The following is a 25,645-nucleotide window of genomic DNA, read 5'->3' as shown; positions in this document are numbered from 1 at the left end:
GTAGCGCAGGGCAATGAACATCAAGATGACGTCAAGATTACCGGATTGTAATTTCGGGGTCATGTGCAAGTTCGCCGGCATTCCGTATGCTTTGCCTGCCGTCGTCATGTGCGGCGATCGACTCTTCAAGGACTGACTTTCGATGCGACGCGATCCCACGACCGGCTTGCTGCTGCCCAACCTGTCCCGGCGCCGCTTCGTGCAAGGGCTGGCGGCCGGTGGCGTGCTGGCCGGTTTGCCGGTGTGGCAGGGGAGCGCACACGCGCAGCCGGCGGCGACGGCATTCGGCACGGCGCCCGTGCTGCGTGGCACCGAATTCGACCTTGTGGTCGCCGAATCGATGGTCAACTTCACGGGCAAGCCTGCCCTGGCCACGACCATCAACGGCATGTTGCCGGGACCGACACTGCGCTGGCGCGAGGGCGATACGGTCACCATCCGCGTGACCAACCGCCTGCGCGAACACACGTCGATCCACTGGCACGGCATCATCCTGCCGTACCAGATGGACGGCGTGCCCGGCATCAGCTTTGGCGGCATCGCGCCCGGCGAGACCTTCACCTACCGCTTCAAGGTCGCGCAAAGCGGCAGCTACTGGTACCACTCGCATTCCGGCTTCCAGGAGATGATCGGGCTGTACGGCGGCATCATCGTCGACCCCGCCGGGGAAGATCCTGTGCGCGCCGACCGCGACTACACCGTGTTGTTGTCCGACTGGACCGACGAAGACCCGATGCGCGTGCTGTCGAAGCTGAAGGTCCAGAGCGATTACTACAACTACAACCAGCCCACCGCTGTCGATTTCTTCCGCGACGTGTCGAACGACGGCCTGAAGGCCGCGCTCGACAAGCGCCGCATGTGGAACCAGATGCGCATGAACCCGACCGATCTCGCGGACATGTCGGGTGCAACGCTCACGTACCTGACCAATGGCCTCACACCGGCGGGCAACTGGACGGGGCTGTTCCGGCCCGGCGAGCGCGTGCGGCTGCGCTTCATCAACGGCGCCGGCAATACCTTCTTCGACGTGCGCATTCCGGGCCTGAAGCTTCGGGTGGTGCAGGTCGATGGCATCAACATCGAGCCGGTCACGGTCGATGAATTCCGCTTCGGACCCGGCGAAACTTGCGACGTCGTGGTCGAACCGCGCGACGACGCCTACACGATCTTCTCGCAGTCGATGGATCGCACCGGCTATGCCAGGGGCACGCTGAGCGTGCGCGACGGCTTGCCGGCACCGGTGCCGGCGCTGGACAAGGCCGAGTGGCTGACGATGGGCGACATGATGGGTGACATGGCCGGCATGCATGGCGCAGACCATGGCGGCATGGCCATGGATCACAGCCAGCACGCGATGGACCACAGCCAGCATGCGACGCACGGCGCGGCAGCAGACAACCCCCTCAAGGTCCCCGGCAAGGCCGTGCGCCACGCACGCACGGAATACGGCGCCAGTACCGACATGCGCGTGGACACGCCGCGCACGAATCTCGACGACCCCGGCATCGGCCTGCGCAACAATGGCAGGCGCGTGCTGACGCTGGCGGACATGCACACGCTCGGTGGCCCGCCGGATCCGCGCGGGCCGGGGCGAGAGATCGAACTGCATCTCACCGGCAATATGGAGCGCTATACGTGGTCGTTCGATGGCGTCGAGTTCGGCAAGTCGACGCCCGTGCATTTCCGCCATGGCGAGCGGCTGCGCGTCATTCTCCACAACGACACGATGATGACCCACCCGATGCACATGCACGGCATGTGGAGCGATCTTGAAGCACCGGACGGTACGTTCCAGGCACGCCGTCACACGATCCCGGTGCAGCCGGCGCAGCGCATCAGCTTCCTGGTCACGGCGGATGCTCTTGGGCGCTGGGCCTGGCATTGTCACCTGATGCTCCATATGGATGCGGGCATGTTCCGCGAAGTGGTGGTGTCGTGATGACAAGAACCGCTGCACGCTTTTCGGCCTCGCATGCGTACGCAAGGAACCTGCTTGCGGCGATCCTCGCTACGGCAGGAATCGGATCGGCCTGGGCGCAGGACCCGCATGCCGGACATCACGGCCACCAATCGTCCGACGCCGCAACTGTTTCGCCGGCTGCAGAAGATGACGGCATGCAGGGCATGGAAGAGGGGCCGGCACCTGCCGCTGCCATGCCGCAGTCCAATGCAGCGCCGGTCATGGACCATGGCGACATGAAGATGCAGGGCGGCAGCGCGCCACCCGATGCGCGCGACCCGCACGCGTACGCCGATGGCTATCAGCTCGGAGTCGGCCAGTATGCAGTGGGTTCCGCACGCCACCTCCACATGGCCGACGAGCATACGTTCGCCGCGGTTCTGGTCGACCGGCTGGAATGGGCGCATGCAAACGGCGCGAACGCTGCGAATTGGGAAGCACAGGCGTGGTTCGGTGGCACCTACAACCGGCTCGTCATCAAGACCGAGGGCGAAGCCGCTGGCGGCAAGGTGCACGATGCGCGTACCGAACTGCTGTGGGGCCACGCTATCGCCCCGTACTGGGACACACAACTCGGCTGGCGCAATGATGTGGGCAGCGGACGCCCGGCGCGAAACTGGCTCGCATTCGGCGTGCAAGGCTTGGCGCCCTACTGGTTCGAAGTCGATGCCACGGCCTACGTGGGCGACAGCGGCCGCACTGCGCTGCGCCTGTCGGCAGAGTACGAACTGCTGATCACGCAACGCCTGATCCTGCAGCCGCGCATCGAGGCCAATCTCTATGGCAAGAACGATCCCGAGACCGGCACGGGCAGCGGCCTGTCCAACGGTGCCGTTGGCCTGCGCCTGCGCTATGAGATCAACCGGCAGTTCGCGCCGTATATCGGCGTCGAGCGGTACCAGACGTTCGGCAACACGTCCGACATGGTCAGGGCATCCGGAGGCCGCAGTGGCGAGACGCGTTTCGTGGCTGGTGTGCGGCTCTGGTTCTGAACCATGCGAAAGCAGTCCATCCAATCCCCCATCAAGGTACCCCTATGACCCCCATTCGTACCACAGCAGCTGCGCTGCTCGCCGCGTCGGCGCTGCTCGCTGCCGGGCAGGCTCTCGCCCATCCGCAATTGCTTGCCTCCACGCCTTCAGAGAACGCCGAGATCGCGGCGCCGGCGCGCATCGAACTGCATTTCTCGGAGACCCTGGTAGCGCGTGTCTCGGGGGCGAAGCTCGTCATGACGGGGATGCCTGGCATGGCCGACCATGCGCCGATGAACGTGACGACGCGGGTATCTGCCGGCGACGACCCGAAGACGATGGTGATCACGCCGGCCAACCCGCTTGTGCCGGGCACCTATCGCGTGGACTGGCGCGCGGTATCGGCCGATACGCATCCGATCACCGGCAAGCTCTCCTTTACCGTCAAGTGATCGCATGGAGGCCGACTGGGCAACCATCGCCGTGCGCTTTGCGCTCTATGCGGACATGATGCTGTTGTTCGGTGTACCGCTTGCCGCGAAGTTGTGGTTGCGCGTCGAGGGGCGTCCCGGCTGGCATTGCGGTCGGGTTGCCGCAGGGGCGGCGGGGGCGGGCATTGTGCTGTCGGTCGCCAGTCTGGTGCTCGCTGTGAAAACGATGACCGGTGTGGAGTCATACGGGGCGATCGACAGCGATACTGTCTGGATGATCGCGACCGAGACCGGCTTTGGCGTTGCGTGGCAAGTGAGGGTGTTCGCACTGCTGGCGTGCCTGCTTGCCACCTTGGCCCCGTGCCTTCGGCGGGGCAGGGTCATTCAGTTGCTGGCTGCCGCGATCGCACTGTCCACGCTGGCTTGGGGTGGACATGGCGTCATGGACGAAGGCACTCGGCACACCGTCCATTTGAGCGCCGACATCATCCATCTGCTGGCGGCGGGCGCGTGGGTCGGTGCGCTGGTCACCTTCGTACGGATGTCATCGCCGGACTGCACGGCGACGGACGACGGCGTTGCCGAACTGAGCCGGGCCGCGAACGGCTTTGCGCACATCGGTACCGGCATCGTGGTTGCGCTGGTGCTGACAGGGACTGTCAACTACGTCATGATCGCAGGCCCGACATTGTCCGGCCTGCTGACCACGCGCTACGGCGCGTTGCTGCTGGCCAAGCTCGCGCTGTTCGGTGCCATGCTGGCGCTGGCAGCCGTCAATCGCTACCGCCTGGGCCCGCGGCTCGCGCACGACGTGCGCACCGGCGATAACAGGACCGCCCTGGCTGCATTGCGCCGAAGCCTGCGGTTCGAGTCTGGTTGTGCCATGCTTGTGCTGTTCCTTGTGGCATGGCTCGGCACGCTGTCCCCCTTGCCCTGATCTAGCTGCCGATTTTCTGAACCCGCTATCCATTTCCATCCATGACCACTGAATCTGTTGGTGCCGATTCCCGACGCAGAACCATTCTTGCTGCCCTGGCGCTGTTGCCCGCCGCCGCGTGGGCCGCTTCGCCCCAGTCGGCAACTACCGTTAAAGTCTGGAAGAGTCCGACGTGCGGCTGCTGCAAGGACTGGGTCGCGCATCTGCAGTCGAACGGTTTCGATGTCACGACGTACGAAGTGGACGACCTTACCGCCGCACGCAGTAAGGCGGGCATGCCCGACCGCTACGCCTCATGCCATACGGCGGTGGTCGAAGGCTATGCGCTTGAGGGCCACGTGCCGGCACGCGAGATCCGTCGCCTGTTGCGCGAGCGGCCGACGGCTGTCGGACTGGCCGTGCCCGGCATGCCGTTGGGGTCGCCCGGCATGGACGGGCCCGAGTATGGCGGGCGCAGGACGCCGTACGACGTCCTGCTGGTGATGGGAGACGGAAGGGCCAGGGTGTTTCAGGCGTATCCCTGACCTTCGCAGGTCACCGATTCGGCGGCTTGCGGCCGTTGCAGCACCGGCGGCTCCACGCTGGCCAGGATATCGCATTTCGCGAACTCGAGGCCGCTCTGGTAGCGGACTTCTTCTCCGTTGTAATCGCCGCGCAGGCAACTCAGCAAGACGCGTATCAGGTTTGCTCCTGCGATATGGCTAAAAGGGTAGCCGCCGCCGAACCTCGGGTTCATCTCGAGCAGGTAGAGTCGCCCATCGCGCTCAATGACATCGCAGTCGACGTTGCCGATATGGCGCAGGGCTCGGCTGATCCGGGCCGCCATGTCGCTGAACGGTCCGTTTTCGACGGTAATGGCACGGTCGGTTTCGCCCGCCCGCATCGACAGTTTCAATCGCGCTGCCAGTCCGAGGGGCTGACCCTCCAGATCGTTGAAGATGTCGAGTCCATACTCCTGGCCCACGATCATTTCCTGGACCAGCACGAGCGCATCAGCCTCCCCCATCCGCGTGAATTTGGACTGCTTCCAGATGCGAGCGCAGTAAGCGTGAGCAAACCGGAGTTCGTCGCGGTTTTCGACAAAGAAGATGCCGAAACTGGCACTGCCCCATCGTGGCTTGACCACGAGGGGAAACGAGACCTCGCCCGTGTCGAGTGCCTCCTCGGCGCTTTGGAGTGTTGCGTAGCTGCGTGGGGTGGCTATGCCAATCGACTCCGCGAATTGCGACGTCACGAACTTGTCGGCGCAAAGATGGACGACCTCCGGTGACGAGACAATCGGGACTGTGCCGATTTCGCGCAGGCGCTGGGCATGTCGAGCGATCAGTGGCAGCTCAAGATCGTTCAGCGACAGCAGGGCGGAAATCCGATGATTGCGGCAGACATCGACGAGGAAATCGATGTAGCTCTCCGCATAAATGTCCGGCGCGACGAGAAACGCGTCACACACGTTCGCCGCAGGGGCGCTGCGTTGGTTGTCCACGCCAAACACCATGCCGGCGCCATTCAGCTCGGACTTGAAGTAATCCACCAGATAGCGCCTTCTACCTACGCATGTCAGCAGCACATTCATGATTACCTCAGCGCCATTAAGATCACATGATCCTGTCCCTTTTGGTCAGGCTCAGCTGTACTTCTTTTCGATGCTCTCGTCGAGCGGCTTGCGGCAGTTACTTTTGCTTTGAATGCTGCACATCTTTCTGCGGTTAACTCAGATTGCAAGCATTCTGCACACCCAACAAAGACAGGAGTCATCTAACCAGAACGGCTTGTAAAAAAGTAGTGCGATATGTTGGGTGGTCCACCCAGACAAGGAACCTGTGTTGCCTCTACGTCATTTGCTGAATGGCGGCGATTGTCAGAGCATGGAATGGCTCTGGAGGTCTTCGTTCTGTGCCAGCGCAGCTTCACCCGTTGCCGATTGCGGCGCATGGCTGCCAGTGAAGTCAGGAACGGTGGCATCGCCAGCAGCGTTGATTCCCTGTCGTTGAATGACGGTGCCGATCGTCAGCCAGATGATCTTCAAGTCCAGCCAGAGACAGCTGTGATCGACGTACCAAGTGTCAAGGCGAAATTTTTCCTCCCAACTCAGTGAATTGCGCCCGTTGATCTGGGCCCAGCCGGAAACTCCGGGTTTGACAAGGTGGCGGCGTGCCTGCTCTGGCGAATAAAACGGCAGGTACTTCGGAGGCAATGGGCGGGGCCCAATCACGCTCATGTCTCCGATCAGCACGCACCAGAACTGCGGCAATTCATCAAGACTGGAGCGGCGCAGGAAACGTCCGAACGGCGTGAGCCTCGCCTCGTCCGGCAAGAGTTCGCCATCGGGGCCGCGATCGTCGGTCATGGTGCGGAATTTCACAACCTTGATTGGCTTGTTTCCGAGCCCCACACGTGTTGGTCGGAACAGCACGGGTTGTCCCAGTTTCCAGCGTACCGCGAATGCCAGGATCAGCAGCGGGATGGCCAGCGTCAGCAGGGCAGTGGCCGAGAAAAATATGTCGAACAGGCGCTTCATGATCGATTCGTCCGGAGCGTAGAGATAGCGGAAATTGCGGTCGTCCGCTGACTGAGCCCGAATTTCGCCACCGTCTATCTAACCAAGATGCGGTATCCCTTGGAAGCGCCCAATGTGGTCACGCGAACATTTCGAAGTGCCGGCCATGCTTCGTTGCGTCGTACCAATTAATTCCAGACGCCGCTTGCCTGTCCCTTGGGGTGGGCCAATCCACCGAAAGCAGAAGAGCCAGTGTGCGGGTCCGTACGGACTGTACGACGCGCCGGTTTCAGACTGCGGCCACCTGGTTGCGTCGTGCCGGGCAAATTTATCGGGAAGAGCAATAATGATCTCGTCCACAGATACTGTCATTGTCGGGGCAGGGCCCTACGGGTTGTCGACTTCGACCTATCTGACAGAGGCTGGGGTGCCCCATCAGATCCTGGGGCATCCCATGCATGCCTGGAAGAACTTCACGCCGCCCGGGATGCTGCTGCGCTCCGAGGCTTTTGCGTCGAACCTCTACGCGCCGTGGGCTGGCTATACGGTCGAAGACTACTGCCGGCACAATCGTATGGAATACAAGCCGGTGGGCCTGCATCTGCCGGTGGAAACGTTCGTGGATTACGGCCAGTGGTTCCAGTCGGAACTGGTCGGGCATATCCGCCCCGTGGAAGTGGCGGACCTGTGCCGCAAGGATGGGTACTTCCGGCTGGGCCTCAGCGATGGAAGCACGCTCGTGGCGCGGCGTGTGGTGCTTTCGCTGGGCCTGAAATCGTTCGGTCAGGCACCTTCCGCGCTGCGTACGGTGCCCAAGCCCTACGTACTGCATTCCGGTGATTTTGGCGATCTGATGTGGTCGAAAGGCAAGGAGATCATTATCGTCGGTGGCGGGCAGTCGGCGATCGGACTGGCTGCGCTGATGAGCGAAGTCGGTGCGCGAGTGAGGTTGCTCGTGCGCGGGGACGCCGTCAACTGGAGCCGGGAGCCGCGGACGTCCAGCGGGTTGGTCTCACGCGTGCTCAGAGCCCGTGTCGGCCTCGGGCGTGGATGGGATTCGAACAGGCCCTGGCTGCTCGCGATGTCCTACCTGTTGTCCGAGTATCCCGCGACATTCCATAAGCTCAGTCTCGCGCAGCGACAGAGGATTCTCGAGACATCGTGGGGTCCGTCCGGGGCATGGTGGCTGCGCAATCGCGTCGAAGGCAAGCTCGAGATCTCGACGCAGACAGAAGTGAGGAGCGCTGAGGTCAGGAACGGCCGGATCGTGATCGAGGTCGATTCCGCAAATCGCACTTCTGCCCTCAGCGCCGATCATGTCGTGCTTGCGACTGGCTTCAAGGTCGACATGGCCAGGCACCCGTTCATGTCATCGGAAATCCTGAGCTCGCTGTCGCTCATCGATGGCTCGCCAAGCCTGACATCGAACTTCGAAACCAGCGTGCGTGACCTGTATGTGCTTGGACCCGCCGCCGCGATGAGCTTTGGTCCTGCGTTGCGCTTTATCTACGGCGCGCGATACGCCGTTCCCCATGTGTCACGGCATATTGCCGCGCGCTTCAAACAGGAAGCCGGAAGATTCGTGACGCCGCCGCAAGCCATCACGCCTGAGCTCGCCAATGGTCGAACAGGCGGCAGCCTGCATGCGAGAAGCGTTCTCCAGGCCGCGGAGCACAATGCGGAGTAGGGGCATTGGACACGCGTATGTGGCTCGCAGGCAGATTCGCTGACCTGCGGGCCCATGGCACGGCGCGCCTGGCTACGTCGATACGGTGGTTCTCCAAAGGGCCAGCGCGCCAATATGCAGGGCGACCGTCGCCCAAAAAACGATCTGGAATTCCTGCTTCCGATTTTTGTGCCGCAGAAGATGCTGGGCGGCAAGGGCGCCCGGCCAGCCGCCGCACAGCGCAAGCAGGTGTAGATGAGCCTCAGGTATGCGCCAGGCGCTACGGCTCGCTCGCGCCTTGTCTGTGGCGTAGGCGAGAAATGCGACGGCGCTGGCTAGCGCGCTGGCAATCGCGGCAGGCCGGGGCAGGTAACCGGCAAGCGCGCCTCCCACCATGATCGCCAGGGCCAACAGCCCCACCAATGCCGGCCGCCAGCTTGCGCTGGACGGTGCCCGAGATTTCGGTGCGCCGGCTATCGCTACATTCAGAGCCTGCATTCGGCCATCCTTGCCCTTAGCCAGTTCGAAGCTCACGCGGTCGCCCGGCTTCGGCGCAACGGCGCGCGTTTGCAGTGCCGAAACATGGAAAAAGACGTCTTTCATGTCCGCGTGGATGTCGATAAAGCCATAGCCCTTATCGGCATGCCATGACTTGACCCGACCTGCTTTCTTCATGGTGGATGGAGTGGGGTTGAGGCAGGGGGCAGTCGTTGTCTGGTCCGCGTGCAGGATTGGCACGCCAGGCTGTCCAGCCGATACAACGACGCAGGAGAAAGAAACTGGCGGAAGCGGTGAGATTCGAACTCACGGATGGGTCACCCCATCGGCAGTTTTCAAGACTGCTGCCTTAAACCACTCGGCCACGCTTCCTTGGAGTGCCGGCATTGTAGCGCGGATTGCGCGACATGCCGCTGGCGCAAGGACCAGTACGGCCGCGCATTATACAAGGCCGTGCGCATCGTTGGGCAAATCTGCTGATCCTGTTGTCGGTGGCTGTCCGACACGGCGGAACCTTACCGCCGTGGCATGGCTCATACCGGTGTGCCGGGAATTGCGCTCGTTCGCATCAAGTGCCGCATTCCCGGCTTCACCTGGCAACAGAGGAGAACCCCAGATGCAAAGCAAGTCGAAGAATCGGATCGCGATCGTGGCGGGGCTGGCCGCGATCGGCCTGGCCGGTTGCGCGGCCCCTTACAACAACGGCTACGACACGGGCTACAACACAGGCTATAACAACACCGGCTACAACGCCCCCCCTCCGCCGCCGGCGAGCAACGGAGGCTACACCACGCAGGCACCGTCAGGTTCCGTCTATTACGGCCGTGTGGAGTCGATTGAGCCGATTACCAACACCCAGAACAGTTCGGGCCTGCTGGGCACCGTAATCGGTGGCGCAGCCGGTGGCCTGCTTGGCCATCAGGTCGGTGGCGGGCGCGGACAGACTGCGGCAACGATCGGCGGTGCCGTGGTCGGCGCGGTGGCCGGCAACCAGATCGAGAAGCGTGCCGGCAGCAATACGCAGACCGCATACCGCGTCAATGTTCGTCTTGATGATGGCCGTGTTGCTACGGTGACGCAGAGCAACCTGGGCAACCTGCAGGTCGGCATGCGCGCCCGCGTGGCGAACGACATGGCGGTGCCGTACTGATCCTGGATCGGGTCCACAAAGCAACGAAGGCCACGGCAATGCCGTGGCCTTCGTGCTTTCGTGCCCCTGTCTTGACGCTTCAGTCCTTCAGGAACATCTCCTGCAAGTCGTTGAGGAAGCGCCGGCCGAGTTCGGTAGGGCGGATCACCGTCGGATCGGCATCGAGCAATCCCTTCTTCTCCGCCGCCGCGAGCTGCCGGCTGATCGCATGCAGCGGCAGGCCGGTCATGTCGTGGAAGCTGGAGGCCGGCACGCCATCAGTGAGGCGCAGTGCGTTAAGCATGAACTCGAACGGCAGTTCGTCCGCGCCGACTTCGCGCGCTTCCTGCACCGCATTGCCGGCCATCGCCTGCGCCATGTAGGTGGCAGGGTGCTTGTGCCGCATCTGGCGCAGGATGCGGTTGGGGAACGACAACTTGCCGTGCGCGCCGGCGCCGATCCCAAGGTAGTCGCCGAAGCGCCAGTAGTTCAGGTTGTGCCGCGCCTCGCGATGCGCGCGTGCATAGGCCGAGGTCTCGTAGTGCCGGTAGCCGGCTTCTGTGGTGCGGGCCTCGATCAGGTCCTGCATCTCGTAGGCGAGGTCATCGTCTGGCAGCGCGGGCGGGAACTTCGCGAACAGCGTGTTTGGCTCGAGCGTCAGGTGGTAGAGCGACAGGTGTGTGGTGCCATACGACAACGCGCTTTCCAGGTCGCTGCGGCACTGTTCCAGCGTCTGGCCGGGCAGCGCGTACATCAGGTCAAGGTTGACGTTGTCGAAGCTGCGTTGCGCGATATCGATGGCCGCTCGTGCCTCGCGTTCGCCATGGATACGGCCGAGCGCCTGCAGGTGGCTGTCGTTGAAACTCTGGATGCCGATGGAAAGCCGGTTCACACCGCTCGCGCGATAGCTCGCGAAACGCTCGGCTTCGAAGGTGCCGGGGTTGGCCTCCATCGTGATCTCGGCATCGGCATCGAGCGGCAGCAATGCCCGGATATCCGACAGCAGCCGGTCCATGCCAGCTGCAGACAGCAGACTCGGTGTGCCGCCGCCGATAAACACGGTATGGACCGGACGGCCCCAGACCAGCGGCAGCGACTGCTCCAGGTCCGCACGTAACGCGTCGAGGTAAGCGTCTTCCGGAATGTCGTGGCTGCCGTCCTTGCCCGGCACGGCATGCGAATTGAAATCGCAGTACGGGCACTTGCGCACGCACCATGGCACATGCACATAGAGCGACAGTGGCGGCGAGCCCGGTAGTGCGATCTGACCGGGCTTGAGCCAGAGCTGCGTGTTGTCGGGCGTGGTGGCCGGCGCGGCGCCGGCCGGTACGATCGGGATCATCGCGTGGCCTTGCCGCGGCCTTCGGCCTGCAGGCGCGCTACCAGCGAACGCAGCGCGAGCGCGCGATGGCTGACAGCGTTCTTTTCTTCGGCCGGCAGCTCTGCTGCGGTCTTGCCGAGGTCCGGCAACATGAAGTGCGGGTCGTAGCCGAAGCCGCCCGCACCGCGCGGCGCATCGACGACTTCGCCATGCCATAGGCCTTCGGCGATGATCGGGCACGGATCGGCGGCATGGCGCACGAACACCAGCACGCAGTAGTAGTGCGCGCGGCGGTTCAGCTTGCCGGCGAGCTGCGAGATCAGGTGCAGATTGTTGGCCTGGTCGGACTTGGACTTGCCGGCCATCTGCGCGTAGCGCGCGGAGTAGACGCCGGGCGCACCGTCCAGTGCCTGCACGCAGATGCCGGAGTCGTCCGCAAGTGCCGGCATGCCTGCCAGCAGGCTCGCGTGCCGGGCCTTGGCCAGTGCGTTCTCGACGAAGGTGGCGAAGGGCTCTTCGGCTTCCGGGACGCCGAGTTCACCCTGCGGCACTACGTCAAAGCCGAGCGGGGCCAGCAGCGCGCCGAATTCGCGCAGCTTGCCGGCATTGTTGGAGGCCAGAACCAGGCGTTGCATGGCGACTTCCGTCCTTCAGGCCAGGCCCAGCGCCTGGCGCTGGTGGCGGACCAGTTGCGCGATGCCGTCTTCGGCCAGGCGCGTCATGGCGTCCAGATCGGCGCGGCTGAAGGCGGCGCCTTCGGCCGTGCCCTGCACCTCGACAAAACCGCCGCTGCCGGTCATGACGACGTTCATGTCGGTATCGCAGTTGCTGTCTTCGGCGTAGTCGAGGTCCAGCAGCGGCACGCCGTCGACCATGCCGACCGAGACGGCGGCGACGAAATCGCGGATGGGGCTGGCGGCGATCAGGCCATCGCGCAGCATGGTCGAGATGGCATCGTGCGCGGCCACGAACGCGCCGGTGATGGCAGCGGTGCGGGTGCCGCCGTCGGCCTGCAGCACGTCGCAATCGAGGTGCAGCGTATATTCGCCCAGCGCGGCAAGGTCGAACACCGAGCGCATGGCGCGGCCGATCAGGCGCTGGATTTCCTGGGTGCGGCCGGTCTGCTTGCCGCGCGCGGCTTCGCGGTCCGAGCGCGTATGCGTGGCGCGGGGCAGCATGCCGTACTCGGCCGTGACCCAGCCTTCGCCGCTGCCCTTCTTGTGTGGCGGCACCTTGGCCAGCACGCTGGCGGTGCACAGAACCTTGGTGTCGCCAAAGGCGCACAGCACGGAGCCCTCGGCGTGGCGGGTGTAGTGACGGGTCAGGCTGATAGAACGCAGCGCATCGGCTGCGCGTCCGCTGGGTCGCATGGGAATGGTTCGCTCGAATCGGGTAGAGACCGCGATTCTAACGCCGGCGGGCCTCACGTGCCCGCCGTCCCGGGGTTTGCGTTCAGCGCATCAGGTTGCTGGTCTTGTCGATGGCCGCACGGATCTCGGCGATCGAGCGCTCGATTTCTTCCTCGGAGAGCAGGTCGTTCTCCGCGCCGGGACGCTCCAGGATGGAGGTCGTGAAAGCGTTCAGCGGCAGCGTGTCGGTCATGACGGATTCGTCACCCGTGACGCTCGCGTCCAGTTCCCACATCATGGCGATGCCGGTGGTGTTGTCGGCGCCTTCGCCAGCCTTTTCGAGGGCGCGCGAAATCAGTTCGGGCACGGCCTGGACGACCGACAGCCGCGTGAGCCTGTCGACGATCTCCGGCTCGTCGAGCGGTCCCCACAAGCCGTCGGAGCCCAGCAGTGCAACATCGCCCGGTTCTAGCCGCAACGGGCCGCCGATGTCGATCAGCGGCAAGTTCGGCGAGCCCAGGCAGTTGTAGAGCTTGTTGCGCTCCGGGTGGTTGGCGACCTCCATCGGCAATACGCGTTCCTGCTGCAGCAGGTTTTCGATCTTCGAGTGATCGCGCGTGCGCGTCAGCAGCCGTCCTTTGCGGACCAGGTAATAGCGGGAATCGCCGGCATGGGCCCAGTGGATGTGGCCTTGCTGCACCAGGCAGCAAACGACCGTCGTCCGGGGCACATCGGAAAGCCGGTGGGCTTCCGCGTAGCGGTGGATCTCGCGGTGCGCGAGCATGATGGTGTCTTGCAGGAAATCCGCCGGATTGCGGATCGTCGGGCGGGCCTGGGTCTGGAACTGCCGCGCCAGGGTCTGCAGCGCCTGCTGCGCGGCGACTTCGCCGAGCGCGTGGCCGCCGAGGCCATCTGCCAGCACCATCAGCAGGGCGTCACGCGTAAAGCAGTAGCCCATGCGGTCCTGGTTGATGCGGCGGCCGCCTTTCCTGCTTTCCTGATAGACGGAGAATCGCATGTTGGCTGTCTGGCTGTTCGGATGGGTTTGGGGCGGAAGTACGCTAACGCCGTGAAGTGGGGTGACTCAATCGCCGCTTGTCTTGGCGGGCTGTCGCGGGGGCGGCGCCACCGTATCGTCGCGTCGGCGCAGCAAGGTCAGGAAACGGCTGGACGGGCCGGTACGCTCGGGCCGCTCCAGCGGGGCCGTCGGCGCTGCCTGAGCCGCTTGTTCGCCAAGCGCATTGGTCTGCTCGCGCAGTTCCTTCTGCAGACGGAACACACTCTGCGGCCGTTCCGAAGGAACCAGTCGCAGGCACCATTCGACCAGGTCGACCAGGCCATTGGTATAACTGCTGCGCAGGCGCGCGATAGCATCGCCCATGCGGTCGTCCTTCTCGCGCTGGTTGGCTTCCTGTGGCGGCATGCCCGCCATGCATGCGTAGAGCGTTGCGCCGAGGCTGTAGACGTCCGTCCACGGACCAAGCTCATTATGCTTGCCGTAGAGTTCGGGCGCGGCAAAACCGGGCGTGTACATCGGCTGGAAGCGCTTCGCTTCCATGGTGAGCGTCTGCCGCGCGGCGCCGAAATCGAGCAGGATCGGCGACTCGTCTTCGCGCAGGTAGATGTTGCCGGGCTTGATATCCAGGTGCAGCAGCTTGTGGATATGGACTTCGCGCAGACCGCTCATCAGGTCATGGAAGACCTTGCGGATGAAATGCTCGCGCAGGACCTTGGCGCGGCCTTGCTGGCGCGCGGCCAGGATATGTTCCTGCAGCGTCTTGCCCATCTCATAGTTCATGACCATGTAGACGGTGGAATTCTCGCGGAAGAAGTTCACGACGCGCACCACGCTCGGGTGCGAGATGCGGGCCAGCGAGCGGCCTTCTTCGAAGAAGTACTTCAGGCCCAGGCGGAACGACGCGGCGTTTTCTTCGGGCACTACCGGGATCAGTTCGCCGGGGCTGCGACGTGCCAGCGACGATGGCAGGTATTCCTTGATGGCGACGGGGGCGCCGGTCTCGTCGGTGGCCAGGTAGACGAAACTGAACCCCCCGCTGGCCAACTTCTTTACAATACGATAGTTGGACAACAGCGTGCCGACGGGCAGCGGTGCACTCTTGGGTTGTGTAGCGCCCTTGGGCTCTGTCATAGGAATCGGACCGGATATGCCTCGGGATTGTCACGGCTAATCGGTCACTTGTAAAGAACACAATAGCGGGCATTGTTGCCCCTTTTCGGCGGATACAAGACGCCTTTGCGGCGGGCCAGCCTACCCCCGGCCCGCGCCATTTCGCGAGAACATTCAATGATCCACAGCATGACAGGTTATGGCCTGGCTACCCGCCAGGCGCCGCTGACAAACGCGCAGGGTGAGCCCAGCGGCAGGACGGCTTCCGTTTCGGTGGAATTCCGGACTGTCAATTCGCGTTTCCTCGACCTGTTGTTCCGTGCCCCTGAAGAGTGCCGTGCGTTCGAGCCAGCGCTGCGCGAGATGCTCATGGCCGAGTTGTCGCGCGGCAAGCTGGAGTGCCGCATCAACCTGCAGCGCACCGACACCGGCGGTGCCACGCTTGCGCTCAATGAAGGCCTGCTCGGCCAGATCCGCGCGCTGGAATCGACGGTCGCGAACACCTTCCCGACGGCTGGCACGCTGCGCATGGGCGAGATCCTGCGCTGGCCGGGCGTGCTGGTCGAGCCGGAGCTGTCGCAGGATTCGCTGCGCGAAGCCGTGACGGGCGCCGCGCGCGAAGCGCTGGACCAGCTGCGCGAGGCGCGCCGCCGCGAAGGCGATGCGCTCAAGGCCACGCTGATGGAACGCATCGACACCATGCTCGGCATCGTCGAACGGCTCACGCCGACCATCCCGCAGCTGATCGCGCACCATCAGGAAAAGCTGACGGAGCGCCTGCAGGAAGCATTCAACCTTGCAGCGCCGACCGGCATGCCGTCGATGAGCCGCGACGAGATCGCCGAGCGCATTCGCCAGGAAGCCACGGTCTATGGCATTCGGATCGACATTGCCGAAGAGCTGTCGCGCCTGCAGGCACACCTGAACGAAACCCGGCATATCCTGAAGAAGGGCGGCCAGGTCGGCAAGCGCCTCGACTTCATGATGCAGGAGCTTAACCGCGAGGCCAACACGCTTGGTTCCAAGGCCGCCGCCAAGGAACTGGCCGATGCCTCGATGGAACTGAAGCTGCTGATCGAGCAGATGCGCGAGCAGGTCCAGAACCTCGAGTAACGCCCCGTTCAACGCATCCGTTTCACCCGGCGCTACGGCGCCTGAAGAACCAAAGAATTCACATGAGCGATACGCCTCACACCGCCATCGATACCGTCTACCCCGGCAACCTGTTCATGGTGGTGGCACCTTCCGGAGCCGGCAAGTCGACGCTGGTCAACGCGCTGCTCGCGCAGGACGCGGCGATCCGCCTGTCGATCTCCCATACCACGCGTGCGCCGCGCCCCGGCGAACAGGATGGGCGCGAGTATCACTTCTGCACAGTGGACTCCTTCCGCGCTGCGCGCGACCGCGGCGAGTTCCTCGAGTGGGCCGAGGTCCACGGCAATTACTACGCGACGTCGCGCGTGTGGATCGAGGAGCAGATGGCGCAGGGCAATGACGTGCTGCTCGAGATCGACTGGCAGGGCGCGCAACAGGTGCACCAGCGGTTCTCGAACGCGGTCGAGATCTTCATCCTGCCGCCGTCGCTGACTGCGCTGGAAGACCGCCTGAAGAAGCGTGGCCAGGACGAGCCCAACGTGATCGTGCGGCGCCTGCTGGCGGCTGGCAGCGAGATGTCGCATGCGTCCGAATCGGACTACGTCATCATCAACGAGGTCTTCGACAACGCGCTCGAGGAACTGCGCAACGTGGTGCGTGCCACGCGCCTGCGCTTTTCGTCGCAAAAAGCGCGCCATACCGAGCTCTTCATCGAGCTTGGCATTCACTGAGCGCCAGTGCGCGCGGGGGCCCTGCCGGGCGATTCGCGCGCGGTGCTGTAAAATAGCAACCCAACAGGTTTTGTCCCAAGGTGGATTTGATATGGCGCGTATTACCGTCGAAGATTGTCTGAAACACATCCCGAACCGCTTTGAGCTCGCCCTGGCAGCCACGTACCGTGCGCGCCAGCTGGTGCAGGGCCACACCCCGAAGGTGGAAGCGAAGGACAAGCCCACTGTGGTTGCCCTGCGCGAAATCGCCTCGGGCCAGGTCGGCATCGAGATGCTCAAGAAGGTCCCGACCTGATTCCCCGGGCGGCCTGTGGTTCGTCCTTGCATCGTGTGCATACGCATCCAGCAACCGGATTCCAGGGGCCGTCCCCATGCCTTCGTCACAGCCATCCTCGTCAACCGACTCCCCCGGCGCGCCAGCGCGCGGCGAGACGGGCAGCGATGCCGGAGCGGCGTCCGCGCGTAAGCGCTCTCCTTCCGGCCAGGCATCCGTGAACGCGCGCACCGGCGCTCCCAATCTTCCTGACCCGCTCGGCAACGATGTTGTCGGGGAACGTGCCGTCGTGCCGCCGATTGCGCAGGGCAAGGCACGCATGGCCGCATCGGCCATGCACGACGAGCTGACGGCCGTGGAGGAGGCGCCGGCGGCACTGGCAGCCGATAGCCTGTTTATCGATGCTGTGCTGGCACAGTCATACCGGCATTTCTTCGGGCCGACGTCACAGCCCGCGGTGCCGCCGCGCCAGCAGGTCATCTCCATCACGCGGCTGATGGAGAAACTGGCCTATCTGAAGGCACCCGACCAGGCCCGCGTGCGCGAGGCCTTCCAGTTTTCCGACGAGGCCCACCTGGGCCAGTACCGACAGAGCGGCGAGCCGTACATCACCCATCCGGTGGCGGTGGCCGAGTTGTGCGCGGACTGGCGGCTCGATGTGCAATCCATCATGGCGGCGCTGCTGCATGACGTGATGGAAGACCAGGGCATCACCAAGAGCGAGCTGGCCGAGAAATTCGGTCCCAAGGTTGCTGAACTGGTCGATGGCCTGACCAAGCTGGACAAGCTCGAATTCCAGAGCCGCGAGCAGGCGCAGGCGGAGAGCTTCCGCAAGATGCTGCTCGCGATGGCGCGCGACGTGCGCGTGATCCTGGTGAAGCTGGCCGACCGTACGCACAACATGCGCACGCTCGACTTCGTGCCGCCGGAAAAACGCCGCCGTATTGCGCTGGAGACCATGGAGATCTATGCGCCGATCGCGCACAGGCTCGGTCTCAATACGATTTACCGCGAGCTGCAGGAACTGTCGTTCAAGGTCGGCTCGCCGTTCCGCTACGCGACGCTCGAGAAGGCCGTGAAGGCCGCGCGTGGCAACCGCCGCGAGGTGGTCAAGCGCATTCTCGAGGCCGCGCAGAAGGCGCTGGCCGATGCGGGCATCGTCGCCGAGCTCTCCGGCCGCGAGAAGACGCTCTACAGCATCTACCGCAAGATGCACGACAAGCAGCTGTCGTTCTCGCAAGTGCTCGACGTGTACGGTTTCCGCGTGGTCGTGGAAACGCAGATGCACTGCTACATGGCGATGGGCGCGCTGCACAGCCTGTACAAGCCGATGCCCGGCAAGTTCAAGGACTATATCGCGATTCCGAAGATCAACGGCTACCAGTCGCTGCATACGACGCTGGTGGGTCCGTTCGGCACGCCGGTGGAGTTCCAGATCCGCACGCGCGAGATGCACCAGATCGCCGAGGCCGGCGTGGCCGCGCACTGGATGTACAAGACACAGGCAGACCATGCCAACGATATCCAGCAGCAGGCGCACCAGTGGCTGCAGTCGCTGCTCGATATCCAGAGCCAGACCGGCGATTCACAGGAATTCCTCGAACACGTCAAGATCGACCTGTTCCCGGACGCGGTCTACGTATTCACGCCCAAGGGCCATATCCGCGCGTTGCCGCGCGGCGCCACGGCGCTGGATTTTGCCTATGCGGTGCACAGCGACCTGGGCAACCAGTGCGTCGCGGTGAAGATCAACAACGAGCTGCTGCCGCTGCGCACGGAGCTCAAGAGCGGCGACATCGTCGAAGTGGTGACGGCGCCGTACTCGAAGCCGAACCCGTCGTGGCTGTCGTTCGTGCGCACCGGCAAGGCACGCGCGGCGATCCGCCACTACCTGAAGACCACGAAACTCGACGAAGCGATCCAGCTTGGCGAGCGGCTGCTGGAGCAGTCGGCGCGCCAGCTCGGCATCGAACTGAAGGCCGTGCCGCAGACCGTGTGGGATCGCATGATCCAGTGGACCGGCAACAAGCACCGCGAAGACATCTTTGCCGACCTGGCGCTCGGCCGCCGCGTGCCGGCCGTGGTGGCCAAGCGCATGGAGATCCTGCTGCAGGAATTGTCAGGCGATGTCGACAGCGCGCTTCTGGCCGCCGTGCAGACATTCTCGGGCGAAGAAGCGCCGGCCGTGCCGATCACGGGCGACGAGGGCATGTCGATCCTGTTCCCGGCATGCTGCCGCCCGATTCCCGGCGATCCGATTGTCGGCTACCTGGGCAAGGGCGAAGGCCTGCAGATCCACGTGCAGGACTGCAAGGTGGCCAAGCGCCTGCACAGCAAGGATCCGGAGCACTGGATCGACGTCATGTGGGCGAAGAAGACCGCGCGCGCATTCGACGTGTCGATCAAGGTGATGGTGCGTAATGTCAAGGGCATCGTGGCCCGCGTGGCCGCGGATCTGACCTCGGCGGATGCAAACGTCGCGCACGTGTCGATGGAGCAGCAGGACGCCGGCCATCAGGAGGCGACCTACATGCAGTTCATCATCCAGGTACAGAACCGCCTGCACCTGGCTAACGTGATGCGTGCCCTGCGGCGGAACCCGGACGTAATCCGCATCTTCCGCGACCGCAACGACGGCTGAGCGCCGCCGTTGCGTGGTCAGCCCGCCTTGCGCGGCGGATAGCTGACATCCAGGATATCGATCTGTTCAACGCCGGCCGGGGTGCGTAGCGCCACGGTATCGCCTTCACGCGCCTTGATCAGCGCCTTGGCGATTGGCGAGATCCAGCTCACGTGGTTCGTGTCGAGATCCACTTCATCCATGCCGACGATCGTGATGGTCGTTTCTTCGCCGGACTGGTTCGCGTACGTGACGGTCGCGCCGAAGAAAATCTGATCGTTGTCGCCTTGCAGCGATGGGTCGACCACTTCGGCCTTGTCCAGTCTGCGCGTCAGGAAGCGAATGCGGCGGTCGATCTCGCGCAGGCGCTTCTTGCCGTAGAGATAGTCGCCGTTCTCTGAGCGATCGCCGTTGGAGGCGGCCCACGACACGATCTGCACGACATCGGGGCGATCGACATCGATCAGGTGCATCAGCTCATTGCGCAGGCGGTTGTAGCCGTCGGCGGTGATGTAGTTCTTGGTGCCGGCAGGCAGCGGCGCCGCGCCTTCGGGAAGATCGTCTTCGTCGTCACCGGACGACTCTTTGACAAATGCCTTGTTCATGGTCGGGATCACATCTTCGGTCAGCCATTATAGAAAACCGCGCGGGCAGGCCACGATTGCGAGAAAAAACGAAAAAATGTGCCGCAGGGGGTTCACAAAAATCAAAACTCAGATATAATCTCATTTCTCGAGTGCGGCTGTAGCTCAGTTGGATAGAGTACTTGGCTACGAACCAAGGGGTCGTGGGTTCGAATCCTGCCAGCCGCGCCACCTATGCAGAAAGAAAAGGGCTTCCGGAAACGGAAGCCCTTTTTCCATTTCCGCGTTCCCATCGGTTTCTCTTCATTATCGCGCTCTCGCGGCCTGCTTTGCTCGCCGCGCATCTCGCGCCACATCTTTGGCATCGATGCAGTCCACGCGCTTGTCGTGCGCGTGGAGGGGCTAGTCTTGCGATCTGTCACGTGTGCGCATAGGCTCGAACATCAGGGCGTAGCATCGCGAAAGGAGACCGGCATGGCCCAGACCGAATGGCGTGTGGAGGCGTATCGCGACATGGATGTGTACGTCCTCGTGACGCAGCAGCATGAAAGCGATGATGGTGTGGTCAGTGTGGGGTCATCATCGACGTACTGGGGATATGAGGTTCGCGTGGGCCAGGAGGGCGCGGACCCCGCCGATGCTGGCGACATGGAGCTGCTTGTCAGCGGCACGCAGCACTTCGCGACGCGCCATGCGGCGGAGGTTGCCGCATTCAGTGCGGGCTATGCGCTTGTCGATCGGATCATCGGCTCCGCGAGGTAACGCTTGCTCGCACGTGTTGCTTGTGCGCAATCCATGCGCACCGTCCGGCGCATCTTTGTATTATTCCGATGCTGGCAATGGCTTATATCATGCCGTGATCTACCTTGATCGTCGGCTATTGATGCAGATCATTTTTGTCTTCGGGGTGCACTCCTACTCTGGATGTGGAGGCGGGCGATGTCCGGTCCGCCACGCAGTAAAGGAGTACACGTCATGCCGGAATTTGAAGGCTACAAGATCGTCTATGAAGTGATCGCCTTGCCGAAAGGCAAGTGGTCGATCATGGTGGAGATTATCCGCAGGCTGGACGGCGAGGCACTGGCACCACGGCACAATCCGTTTCCCAATCATCCTTTCGACACGAAGCTTGAAGCGCTTGACCAGGTGAACCAGTACATCGAAACCGTGCTTGCTGAAGCAGAAGCTGAAGGCAAGCAGCGGCGCATCGCATGATGCGTGGATCGGTCGCGAAGGCGCTTACGTATGCCTTGTATGAGAAATTCCCGCGTAGGCAAGAAAGAGCTTGCCAACTGCGTGCGAACCCTGCATAATCTCATTCTTCAGACGCGGGGTGGAGCAGTTGGCAGCTCGTCGGGCTCATAACCCGAAGGTCGCAGGTTCAAGTCCTGCCCCCGCAACCAACACCCTTCAGGGTGTCTGGGTCCTCAGGCCGATCGGCCAAATTTCCCAAAAGCAATTCGCGTAAATCCCGTCCTTGCTTGCATAGCAAGAGCTGATGCCATTCGCCTTGTCGCATGCGCACAGAACGAGCGAATCTGCTTTTCTTCTACTTCAATGGAATCAGCCTTGCCGCCTGTACGAAGGTATCGCGCACGAGCGGCTGGCCTTCCCGATCGGCGGCTTCGGCGCGCTCGCGCAGCCGGCTTGCGAGCACGCTCAGCGTGCCGCTGTCTCCGCCGCTGCGTGACGTGGCTTCACGCATGACTTCATCGAGCTCATTACTGACATCGGCCCCGTCGAACGCGCTGACCGACAGCGCCGAAATACGTTCGAGGTAGAGATTGACCAGCGCTTCGTCATGTTTCGGTTCGGGCATGTCAGCTCCTTGTCTACGACGGGAACACAACAGTCATTGTAGTGAAGGGGCGAGCCCCTTCCAGTCCGCGTGATGCCGAGGCCCGAAGGCCTGCGTTCAGTCGTCCCGTCTGCGCTGCATGTACTCGAGCGGCGTGGGCTGTACGCGCCGGCGCGCCGGACGCAGAGCGCGGCCGGGCCAGAGCACATAGTTCGTATGCGGATCCAGCGGCTTGCCGAAGTACGACACCCAGACCTGAACACCGTGTTCGGTCTCGGAAATCACGGCGGCAACGGCGCGTGCCGCGGCAGAAGGGGATTTGAGCAACTCGGCCAGGGCTTCGACGCCTTGGACGACATGGTGCTTGACACCGGTAAACCATGCGTACTGACGCATGGCGGACAACAAACGCTTGGTCATGGACGCGACTCTTCGTGTGGAAAGCGAATGAGACTGCAGCTCGCTCGCTTTGTTCAGTGCATCTTTTGATGCGCTCGCAAAAGGCGCGGAAATTCCTGATACGCAACACCGCCGCCAACTTAGTGCGGAGTGCGTCATGTCCCGGCCTGGCGGTCTCGGGAACAGCGCGCAGAGTACCATCTGCCGCGCGAAGTGGAGAGAGTGATATCCCTGAGAAGGACGTTCGTTGGCCGTGCGAGTGGCTTTCTCTTCGCGTTGTCCCATCCTCCATGCAATTGACAAGCCGCAGGGCGTGAACTAGTTTCTGTTGCAGATGCTGCACAAATGGCGATGGCCGGCCCCCCGGCATGGAGGCATTGTGGCGACAACGGTAGATACCGGCGATCGGCGTGACAACGGCAAGTCCGTACGCCGCAAGTTGCCGCGCGGCGCGCACGCGGAAATCGGCAATGTGGACCGCGATCCGGTCGAGTTGCTGAAGATCAGCAGCGAAGGCCGGGTGCGGCGACTGGTGCCGCTGCGCTACGGGCGCATGATTGAATCGCCGTTCGCGTTCTACCGCGGCAGCGCCATCGTGCAGGCGCACGATCTGGCGGGTACCCCGAACTCTGGCCTGCACATCCAGATCTGCGGCGACTGCCACCTCGCAAACTTCGGCGGCTTTGCCACGCCCGAGCGGGCCTTGCTGTTCGACCTCAACGATTTCGACGAAACCAGCCGCGGGCCGTGGGAATGGGATCTCAAGCGCCTGGCCGCCAGCTTCGTCGTGGCGGCCAGGCATCTGCGCCACAAGCAGGGGGTTGCCGATGACCTCGTCTACCAGCTCGTGCGCAGCTACCAGGCACGCATGCAGGGCTATGGCGAGATGGGCATCCTCGACACCTGGTACGACCACATCACCTTCGAACGCCTGCTTGGGGAAGAGACGTCGCCCAATATCCAACGCCGCATCCGGCGGGGAATGGAGCGCGCAGCGGATCGCACCAGCGAGGCGCTGCTGCCCAAGCTGGCGGAGCGCGTGGGCGATAAATGGACCATCCTCGATGCGCCGCCGGCCGTCTTCCACGTGCGCGGTGCCCATACGCTGTTCGATGCGGACGATGACTGGATGACCGCCAAGGACATCCAGGCAGCCGCGGAGAAAGTCTACAAGGAGTATCTCGGCACGCTGGCCCCTGACCGCCAGCGCCTGCTCAGTCATTTCACGCTCCATGACCGGGCCTTCAAGGTGGTGGGCGTGGGCAGCGTCGGCACGCGCTGCATGATCCAGCTGATGATCGACAGCCATGGCAAACCGATGTTCCTGCAGATCAAGGAAGCGACGCGCTCCGTCGTCGCGCGCTATTTTAAGGGCCCTGCGGTGTCGCACGATGGCCGCCGCGTCGTGGAAGGCCAGCGCCTGATGCAGGCCGCGAGCGATCTCTTCCTTGGGTGGACCAAAGGCCCCTTCGGCCGCGACTTCTATGTGCGCCAGCTACGCGACATGAAGTTGTCACCGCAGATCGAGCTGATGGATGTCGAGGCGCTCGGCAGATACGGCGCGCTGTGCGGCTGGGTGTTGGCACGCGCGCACGCCAAGGCAGGCGGCCTGGCCGCGGAAATCAGCGGCTATCTCGGCACCAGCGACCGCATGGCCGAAGTGATGGTAGGCTACTCCAACAGCTATGCCGATCAGGTCGAGAAGGATTACGAGCGCTTCGTGGCCGCCTGCCGTTCCGGCCGGCTCGAGGCGCGCACCGATGCCGACATGGCTGCGGATTTCCGCGTGTGACGCGGATGCATAGTGGATCAGAAGTGGATTGCCGGGAGCGCTTGCCGATGACCGAAGACATCCTGATGCAACTGATGGTCGAGGTGGAAAAGGAAGACCCCATCGACTACGCCAACCTGCCGTTCGATGATGCCGCACTGCGCCAGCTCGCGTGCCGGCTGATTGCCGAGCGTTCGAACGAGCTTGAGGCCTCCGGCATGCCCGCCGAAGTGCAGTTGGCGACAATGTGGGCCTCCACCGCGAAGCTGGTGCTGGAAAACCTTGTACTCAACGCAAGACTGCTGACCCTGCAGGGCATGCCCGACGATGCGCGCGCGCTGATCGAGCGCATTTCGCGCCAGTCGCGCGGCTAACACGCCGCCTGCCAGCAAGGTAGCTATGTTGCGCCGCGGTATCACGGTGCGGCGGGCCTGCCATTTCGCTTAAAATACGCGTTTTGGCCACGGCCGGCGGCGTGACTACGCGCGCGGTCCCTGGCTCCTTGGAGAACTTCGGGTGATCAAGTGGATAATCGTCGCCGGGTATCTCGGCGCCATCCTGTATGTGCATTTCCGTGGCAAGGCCCGGCTGCGCATCTGGCGACAGCTGCTCGACCATTCGGCGCTCGTTGCGCCGGTCAACTGCTTCATGTACGCGTTTTCGGGCGTGCCGCGCACGCCGTATATTCCGGTCGAACGCTTCCCCGATCTGGAACGGATCCGTGCCGCCTGGCCGGAGATCCGTGACGAGGGCCTGGCCCTGGCCGCGATGCGCAAGATCAAGGCTGCCGAGAAGAACGACGACGCTGGCTTCAACTCGTTCTTCAAGAACGGTTGGAAGCGCTTCTACCTGAAGTGGTACGAAGCCCAGCATCCGTCGGCCGAAGTGCTGTGCCCCAAGACGGTGTCGCTGCTGCGCGATATCCCCAGCGTGAAGGCCGCGATGTTCGCGGAACTGCCGCCGGGCGGCAAGCTCAACCCGCACCGCGACCCGTTCGCCGGTTCGCTGCGCTATCACCTGGGCCTGGCCACGCCGAACGACGACCGCTGCTTCATCGAAGTCGATGGCGAGCGCCATAGCTGGCGCGACGGGCAGGGCGTGGTGTTCGACGAGACCTACCTGCACTGGGCCGAGAACAAGAGCGATGCCAACCGCCTGATCCTGTTCTGCGATATCGAACGCCCGATGCGTTTTGGCTGGGCCAGCAAGATCAACCACTGGCTGGGCCGCAAGGTCATGACCGCGGCAAGCTCGCCCAATGACGAGAACGACCAGACCGGCATGATCAACAAGCTGTTCCGTTTCGTCTGGCTGGCCGGGCAGTATCGGCGCCGCTACAAGGCGTGGAACCGCAAGCTGTACTACGTGACGAAGTTCGGGCTGATCATCGCGGGCATCGCGCTGATCATCTACCTGTAAGCACCGGCAGACCGGTGCGGATACGAAAAGAGCCGGCATTTGCCGGCTCTTTTGCGATGAGGCTGCC

General features: G+C 63.3%; 27 protein-coding genes and 3 tRNA genes. 18 read left to right on the top strand and 12 right to left on the bottom strand.

Annotated features, from left to right (window positions below; genetic code table 11):
• Window positions 1-142 precede the first annotated feature (142 nt).
• Genes K2O51_RS25655 through K2O51_RS25635 form a run of 5 tightly spaced genes read left to right on the top strand, consistent with a single transcriptional unit; the run spans window position 143 to window position 4,823 of the window.
• Window positions 143-1,939 carry a copper resistance system multicopper oxidase gene (locus tag K2O51_RS25655; RefSeq protein ID WP_220630934.1) on the top strand — a complete coding sequence of 599 codons (1,797 nt, stop codon included), beginning with the start codon at window positions 143-145 and terminating at the stop codon, window positions 1,937-1,939.
• Window positions 1,939-2,952 (top strand): copper resistance protein B, encoded by a 1,014-nt coding sequence (locus K2O51_RS25650; protein WP_220630933.1) that lies wholly within the window; start codon window positions 1,939-1,941, stop codon window positions 2,950-2,952. Before K2O51_RS25655 ends, K2O51_RS25650 begins: the two co-directional genes overlap by 1 nt.
• Window positions 2,953-2,996: 44 nt before the next feature.
• A complete protein-coding gene (copC, locus tag K2O51_RS25645; RefSeq protein ID WP_011298636.1) occupies window positions 2,997-3,383 on the top strand; it encodes a copper homeostasis periplasmic binding protein CopC in 387 nt (128 codons plus the stop codon).
• 4 nt (window positions 3,384-3,387) lie between these two features.
• Window positions 3,388-4,299, top strand: coding sequence for a copper homeostasis membrane protein CopD (gene copD, locus K2O51_RS25640; protein ID WP_220630932.1), 912 nt, complete (start codon window positions 3,388-3,390; stop codon window positions 4,297-4,299).
• A gap of 41 nt (window positions 4,300-4,340) precedes the next feature.
• Entirely contained in the window at window positions 4,341-4,823 is a 483-nt protein-coding gene (locus tag K2O51_RS25635) for a DUF411 domain-containing protein (RefSeq protein ID WP_011298634.1), read from the top strand.
• Here the strand turns inward: K2O51_RS25635 and K2O51_RS25630 are convergent.
• Together K2O51_RS25630 and K2O51_RS25625 are read right to left on the bottom strand one after the other, a co-directional pair.
• Window positions 4,808-5,872: an ATP-grasp domain-containing protein gene (locus tag K2O51_RS25630; protein WP_011298633.1), complete on the bottom strand. Its 1,065-nt coding sequence runs from the start codon at window positions 5,870-5,872 to the stop codon at window positions 4,808-4,810. The two genes, K2O51_RS25635 and K2O51_RS25630, sit on opposite strands and share 16 nt — an antisense overlap.
• Before the next feature lie 285 nt (window positions 5,873-6,157).
• The gene (locus tag K2O51_RS25625; RefSeq protein ID WP_140952349.1) at window positions 6,158-6,817 is read right to left on the bottom strand and encodes a sugar transferase; all 660 of its coding nucleotides are present in this window, start codon (window positions 6,815-6,817) and stop codon (window positions 6,158-6,160) included.
• A gap of 325 nt (window positions 6,818-7,142) precedes the next feature.
• Here K2O51_RS25625 and K2O51_RS25620 point away from each other — a divergent pair, with 325 nt between their 5' ends.
• Window positions 7,143-8,483: an NAD(P)-binding domain-containing protein gene (locus tag K2O51_RS25620; protein ID WP_220631682.1), complete on the top strand. Its 1,341-nt coding sequence runs from the start codon at window positions 7,143-7,145 to the stop codon at window positions 8,481-8,483.
• 72 nt (window positions 8,484-8,555) lie between these two features.
• Here the strand turns inward: K2O51_RS25620 and K2O51_RS25615 are convergent, their stop codons facing one another.
• Together K2O51_RS25615 and K2O51_RS25610 are read right to left on the bottom strand one after the other, a co-directional pair.
• Entirely contained in the window at window positions 8,556-9,137 is a 582-nt protein-coding gene (locus K2O51_RS25615; RefSeq protein ID WP_140952352.1) for a DUF1294 domain-containing protein, read from the bottom strand.
• A 105-nt stretch (window positions 9,138-9,242) separates the two neighbouring features.
• Window positions 9,243-9,332 (bottom strand) — tRNA-Ser (locus K2O51_RS25610).
• Window positions 9,333-9,576: 244 nt separating this feature from the next.
• Here K2O51_RS25610 and K2O51_RS25605 point away from each other — a divergent pair.
• Entirely contained in the window at window positions 9,577-10,110 is a 534-nt protein-coding gene (locus K2O51_RS25605) for an outer membrane lipoprotein (protein ID WP_140949872.1), read from the top strand.
• 79 nt (window positions 10,111-10,189) lie between these two features.
• Here the strand turns inward: K2O51_RS25605 and hemW are convergent, their stop codons facing one another.
• The 5 genes from hemW to K2O51_RS25580 all read right to left on the bottom strand — a co-directional run bounded on the left by hemW (window position 10,190) and on the right by K2O51_RS25580 (window position 14,908).
• Window positions 10,190-11,431: a radical SAM family heme chaperone HemW gene (gene hemW, locus K2O51_RS25600; RefSeq protein ID WP_011298629.1), complete on the bottom strand. Its 1,242-nt coding sequence runs from the start codon at window positions 11,429-11,431 to the stop codon at window positions 10,190-10,192.
• Window positions 11,428-12,045 (bottom strand): RdgB/HAM1 family non-canonical purine NTP pyrophosphatase, encoded by a 618-nt coding sequence (gene rdgB, locus K2O51_RS25595; RefSeq protein WP_011298628.1) that lies wholly within the window; start codon window positions 12,043-12,045, stop codon window positions 11,428-11,430. Before rdgB ends, hemW begins: the two co-directional genes overlap by 4 nt.
• A 15-nt stretch (window positions 12,046-12,060) precedes the next feature.
• On the bottom strand, window positions 12,061-12,780 hold the full coding sequence (gene rph, locus K2O51_RS25590) for a ribonuclease PH (RefSeq protein WP_011298627.1): 720 nt from the start codon (window positions 12,778-12,780) through the stop codon (window positions 12,061-12,063).
• Between the two features lie 82 nt (window positions 12,781-12,862).
• A complete protein-coding gene (locus K2O51_RS25585) occupies window positions 12,863-13,777 on the bottom strand; it encodes a PP2C family protein-serine/threonine phosphatase (RefSeq protein WP_011298626.1) in 915 nt (304 codons plus the stop codon).
• A gap of 66 nt (window positions 13,778-13,843) precedes the next feature.
• A complete protein-coding gene (locus tag K2O51_RS25580) occupies window positions 13,844-14,908 on the bottom strand; it encodes a serine/threonine protein kinase (RefSeq protein WP_011298625.1) in 1,065 nt (354 codons plus the stop codon).
• Window positions 14,909-15,064: 156 nt separating this feature from the next.
• On the opposite strand from K2O51_RS25580, the gene K2O51_RS25575 reads away from it, so the two are divergent.
• From K2O51_RS25575 to K2O51_RS25560, 4 genes are all read left to right on the top strand, one after another.
• On the top strand, window positions 15,065-16,000 hold the full coding sequence (locus tag K2O51_RS25575; RefSeq protein WP_011298624.1) for a YicC/YloC family endoribonuclease: 936 nt from the start codon (window positions 15,065-15,067) through the stop codon (window positions 15,998-16,000).
• Between the two features lie 62 nt (window positions 16,001-16,062).
• Window positions 16,063-16,713: a guanylate kinase gene (gene gmk / locus K2O51_RS25570; RefSeq protein WP_011298623.1), complete on the top strand. Its 651-nt coding sequence runs from the start codon at window positions 16,063-16,065 to the stop codon at window positions 16,711-16,713.
• 91 nt (window positions 16,714-16,804) lie between these two features.
• On the top strand, window positions 16,805-17,008 hold the full coding sequence (gene rpoZ, locus K2O51_RS25565; protein WP_006578656.1) for a DNA-directed RNA polymerase subunit omega: 204 nt from the start codon (window positions 16,805-16,807) through the stop codon (window positions 17,006-17,008).
• A gap of 196 nt (window positions 17,009-17,204) precedes the next feature.
• Window positions 17,205-19,628 carry a RelA/SpoT family protein gene (locus K2O51_RS25560; protein ID WP_011298622.1) on the top strand — a complete coding sequence of 808 codons (2,424 nt, stop codon included), beginning with the start codon at window positions 17,205-17,207 and terminating at the stop codon, window positions 19,626-19,628.
• A 17-nt stretch (window positions 19,629-19,645) separates the two neighbouring features.
• Here K2O51_RS25560 and greB read toward each other — a convergent pair whose 3' ends face one another.
• Window positions 19,646-20,212: a transcription elongation factor GreB gene (gene greB, locus K2O51_RS25555; RefSeq protein ID WP_140949864.1), complete on the bottom strand. Its 567-nt coding sequence runs from the start codon at window positions 20,210-20,212 to the stop codon at window positions 19,646-19,648.
• Between the two features lie 133 nt (window positions 20,213-20,345).
• On the opposite strand from greB, the gene K2O51_RS25550 reads away from it, so the two are divergent.
• The 4 genes from K2O51_RS25550 to K2O51_RS25535 all read left to right on the top strand — a co-directional run bounded on the left by K2O51_RS25550 (window position 20,346) and on the right by K2O51_RS25535 (window position 21,594).
• Window positions 20,346-20,422 (top strand) — tRNA-Arg (locus tag K2O51_RS25550).
• A gap of 243 nt (window positions 20,423-20,665) precedes the next feature.
• Entirely contained in the window at window positions 20,666-20,953 is a 288-nt protein-coding gene (locus K2O51_RS25545) for a hypothetical protein (RefSeq protein WP_011298620.1), read from the top strand.
• 213 nt (window positions 20,954-21,166) lie between these two features.
• Complete coding sequence (locus K2O51_RS25540) at window positions 21,167-21,406, top strand: hypothetical protein (protein WP_011298619.1); 240 nt, start codon at window positions 21,167-21,169, stop codon at window positions 21,404-21,406.
• 112 nt (window positions 21,407-21,518) lie between these two features.
• Window positions 21,519-21,594: transfer RNA gene (locus K2O51_RS25535), tRNA-Met, on the top strand.
• 146 nt (window positions 21,595-21,740) lie between these two features.
• Here K2O51_RS25535 and K2O51_RS25530 read toward each other — a convergent pair.
• Window positions 21,741-22,010 carry a hypothetical protein gene (locus K2O51_RS25530; protein ID WP_011298618.1) on the bottom strand — a complete coding sequence of 90 codons (270 nt, stop codon included), beginning with the start codon at window positions 22,008-22,010 and terminating at the stop codon, window positions 21,741-21,743.
• A gap of 96 nt (window positions 22,011-22,106) precedes the next feature.
• Entirely contained in the window at window positions 22,107-22,409 is a 303-nt protein-coding gene (locus tag K2O51_RS25525) for a hypothetical protein (RefSeq protein WP_140949862.1), read from the bottom strand.
• A 358-nt stretch (window positions 22,410-22,767) separates the two neighbouring features.
• Between K2O51_RS25525 and K2O51_RS25520 the strand changes: the two genes are divergently transcribed.
• The 3 genes from K2O51_RS25520 (at window position 22,768) to lpxO (ending at window position 25,578) form a co-directional block, all read left to right on the top strand.
• Entirely contained in the window at window positions 22,768-24,180 is a 1,413-nt protein-coding gene (locus K2O51_RS25520; RefSeq protein ID WP_011298616.1) for a DUF2252 domain-containing protein, read from the top strand.
• Window positions 24,181-24,227: 47 nt separating this feature from the next.
• Window positions 24,228-24,533 (top strand): hypothetical protein, encoded by a 306-nt coding sequence (locus tag K2O51_RS25515; RefSeq protein WP_011298615.1) that lies wholly within the window; start codon window positions 24,228-24,230, stop codon window positions 24,531-24,533.
• Window positions 24,534-24,675: 142 nt separating this feature from the next.
• Window positions 24,676-25,578, top strand: coding sequence for a lipid A hydroxylase LpxO (gene lpxO, locus K2O51_RS25510; RefSeq protein WP_011298614.1), 903 nt, complete (start codon window positions 24,676-24,678; stop codon window positions 25,576-25,578).
• Window positions 25,579-25,645 lie beyond the last annotated feature (67 nt).

The sequence above is a fragment of the Cupriavidus pinatubonensis genome (assembly GCF_019602855.1).
Lineage (GTDB): Bacteria > Pseudomonadota > Gammaproteobacteria > Burkholderiales > Burkholderiaceae > Cupriavidus > Cupriavidus pinatubonensis.
This window is presented reverse-complemented; position numbering and strand designations above follow the sequence as displayed.

Bases quoted from the DNA above. Each gene is read 5' to 3' on its own strand.
- K2O51_RS25655 (WP_220630934.1), top strand. From the start codon at position 143: ATGCGACGCGATCCCACGACCGGCTTGCTGCTGCCCAACCTGTCCCGG.
- K2O51_RS25650 (WP_220630933.1), top strand. From the start codon at position 1,939: ATGACAAGAACCGCTGCACGCTTTTCGGCCTCGCATGCGTACGCAAGG.
- copC (WP_011298636.1), top strand. From the start codon at position 2,997: ATGACCCCCATTCGTACCACAGCAGCTGCGCTGCTCGCCGCGTCGGCG.
- copD (WP_220630932.1), top strand. From the start codon at position 3,388: ATGGAGGCCGACTGGGCAACCATCGCCGTGCGCTTTGCGCTCTATGCG.
- K2O51_RS25635 (WP_011298634.1), top strand. From the start codon at position 4,341: ATGACCACTGAATCTGTTGGTGCCGATTCCCGACGCAGAACCATTCTT.
- K2O51_RS25630 (WP_011298633.1), bottom strand. From the start codon at position 5,872: ATGAATGTGCTGCTGACATGCGTAGGTAGAAGGCGCTATCTGGTGGAT.
- K2O51_RS25625 (WP_140952349.1), bottom strand. From the start codon at position 6,817: ATGAAGCGCCTGTTCGACATATTTTTCTCGGCCACTGCCCTGCTGACG.
- K2O51_RS25620 (WP_220631682.1), top strand. From the start codon at position 7,143: ATGATCTCGTCCACAGATACTGTCATTGTCGGGGCAGGGCCCTACGGG.
- K2O51_RS25615 (WP_140952352.1), bottom strand. From the start codon at position 9,137: ATGAAGAAAGCAGGTCGGGTCAAGTCATGGCATGCCGATAAGGGCTAT.
- K2O51_RS25605 (WP_140949872.1), top strand. From the start codon at position 9,577: ATGCAAAGCAAGTCGAAGAATCGGATCGCGATCGTGGCGGGGCTGGCC.
- hemW (WP_011298629.1), bottom strand. From the start codon at position 11,431: ATGATCCCGATCGTACCGGCCGGCGCCGCGCCGGCCACCACGCCCGAC.
- rdgB (WP_011298628.1), bottom strand. From the start codon at position 12,045: ATGCAACGCCTGGTTCTGGCCTCCAACAATGCCGGCAAGCTGCGCGAA.
- rph (WP_011298627.1), bottom strand. From the start codon at position 12,780: ATGCGACCCAGCGGACGCGCAGCCGATGCGCTGCGTTCTATCAGCCTG.
- K2O51_RS25585 (WP_011298626.1), bottom strand. From the start codon at position 13,777: ATGCGATTCTCCGTCTATCAGGAAAGCAGGAAAGGCGGCCGCCGCATC.
- K2O51_RS25580 (WP_011298625.1), bottom strand. From the start codon at position 14,908: ATGACAGAGCCCAAGGGCGCTACACAACCCAAGAGTGCACCGCTGCCC.
- K2O51_RS25575 (WP_011298624.1), top strand. From the start codon at position 15,065: ATGATCCACAGCATGACAGGTTATGGCCTGGCTACCCGCCAGGCGCCG.
- gmk (WP_011298623.1), top strand. From the start codon at position 16,063: ATGAGCGATACGCCTCACACCGCCATCGATACCGTCTACCCCGGCAAC.
- rpoZ (WP_006578656.1), top strand. From the start codon at position 16,805: ATGGCGCGTATTACCGTCGAAGATTGTCTGAAACACATCCCGAACCGC.
- greB (WP_140949864.1), bottom strand. From the start codon at position 20,212: ATGAACAAGGCATTTGTCAAAGAGTCGTCCGGTGACGACGAAGACGAT.
- K2O51_RS25545 (WP_011298620.1), top strand. From the start codon at position 20,666: ATGGCCCAGACCGAATGGCGTGTGGAGGCGTATCGCGACATGGATGTG.
- K2O51_RS25540 (WP_011298619.1), top strand. From the start codon at position 21,167: ATGCCGGAATTTGAAGGCTACAAGATCGTCTATGAAGTGATCGCCTTG.
- K2O51_RS25530 (WP_011298618.1), bottom strand. From the start codon at position 22,010: ATGCCCGAACCGAAACATGACGAAGCGCTGGTCAATCTCTACCTCGAA.
- K2O51_RS25525 (WP_140949862.1), bottom strand. From the start codon at position 22,409: ATGACCAAGCGTTTGTTGTCCGCCATGCGTCAGTACGCATGGTTTACC.
- K2O51_RS25515 (WP_011298615.1), top strand. From the start codon at position 24,228: ATGACCGAAGACATCCTGATGCAACTGATGGTCGAGGTGGAAAAGGAA.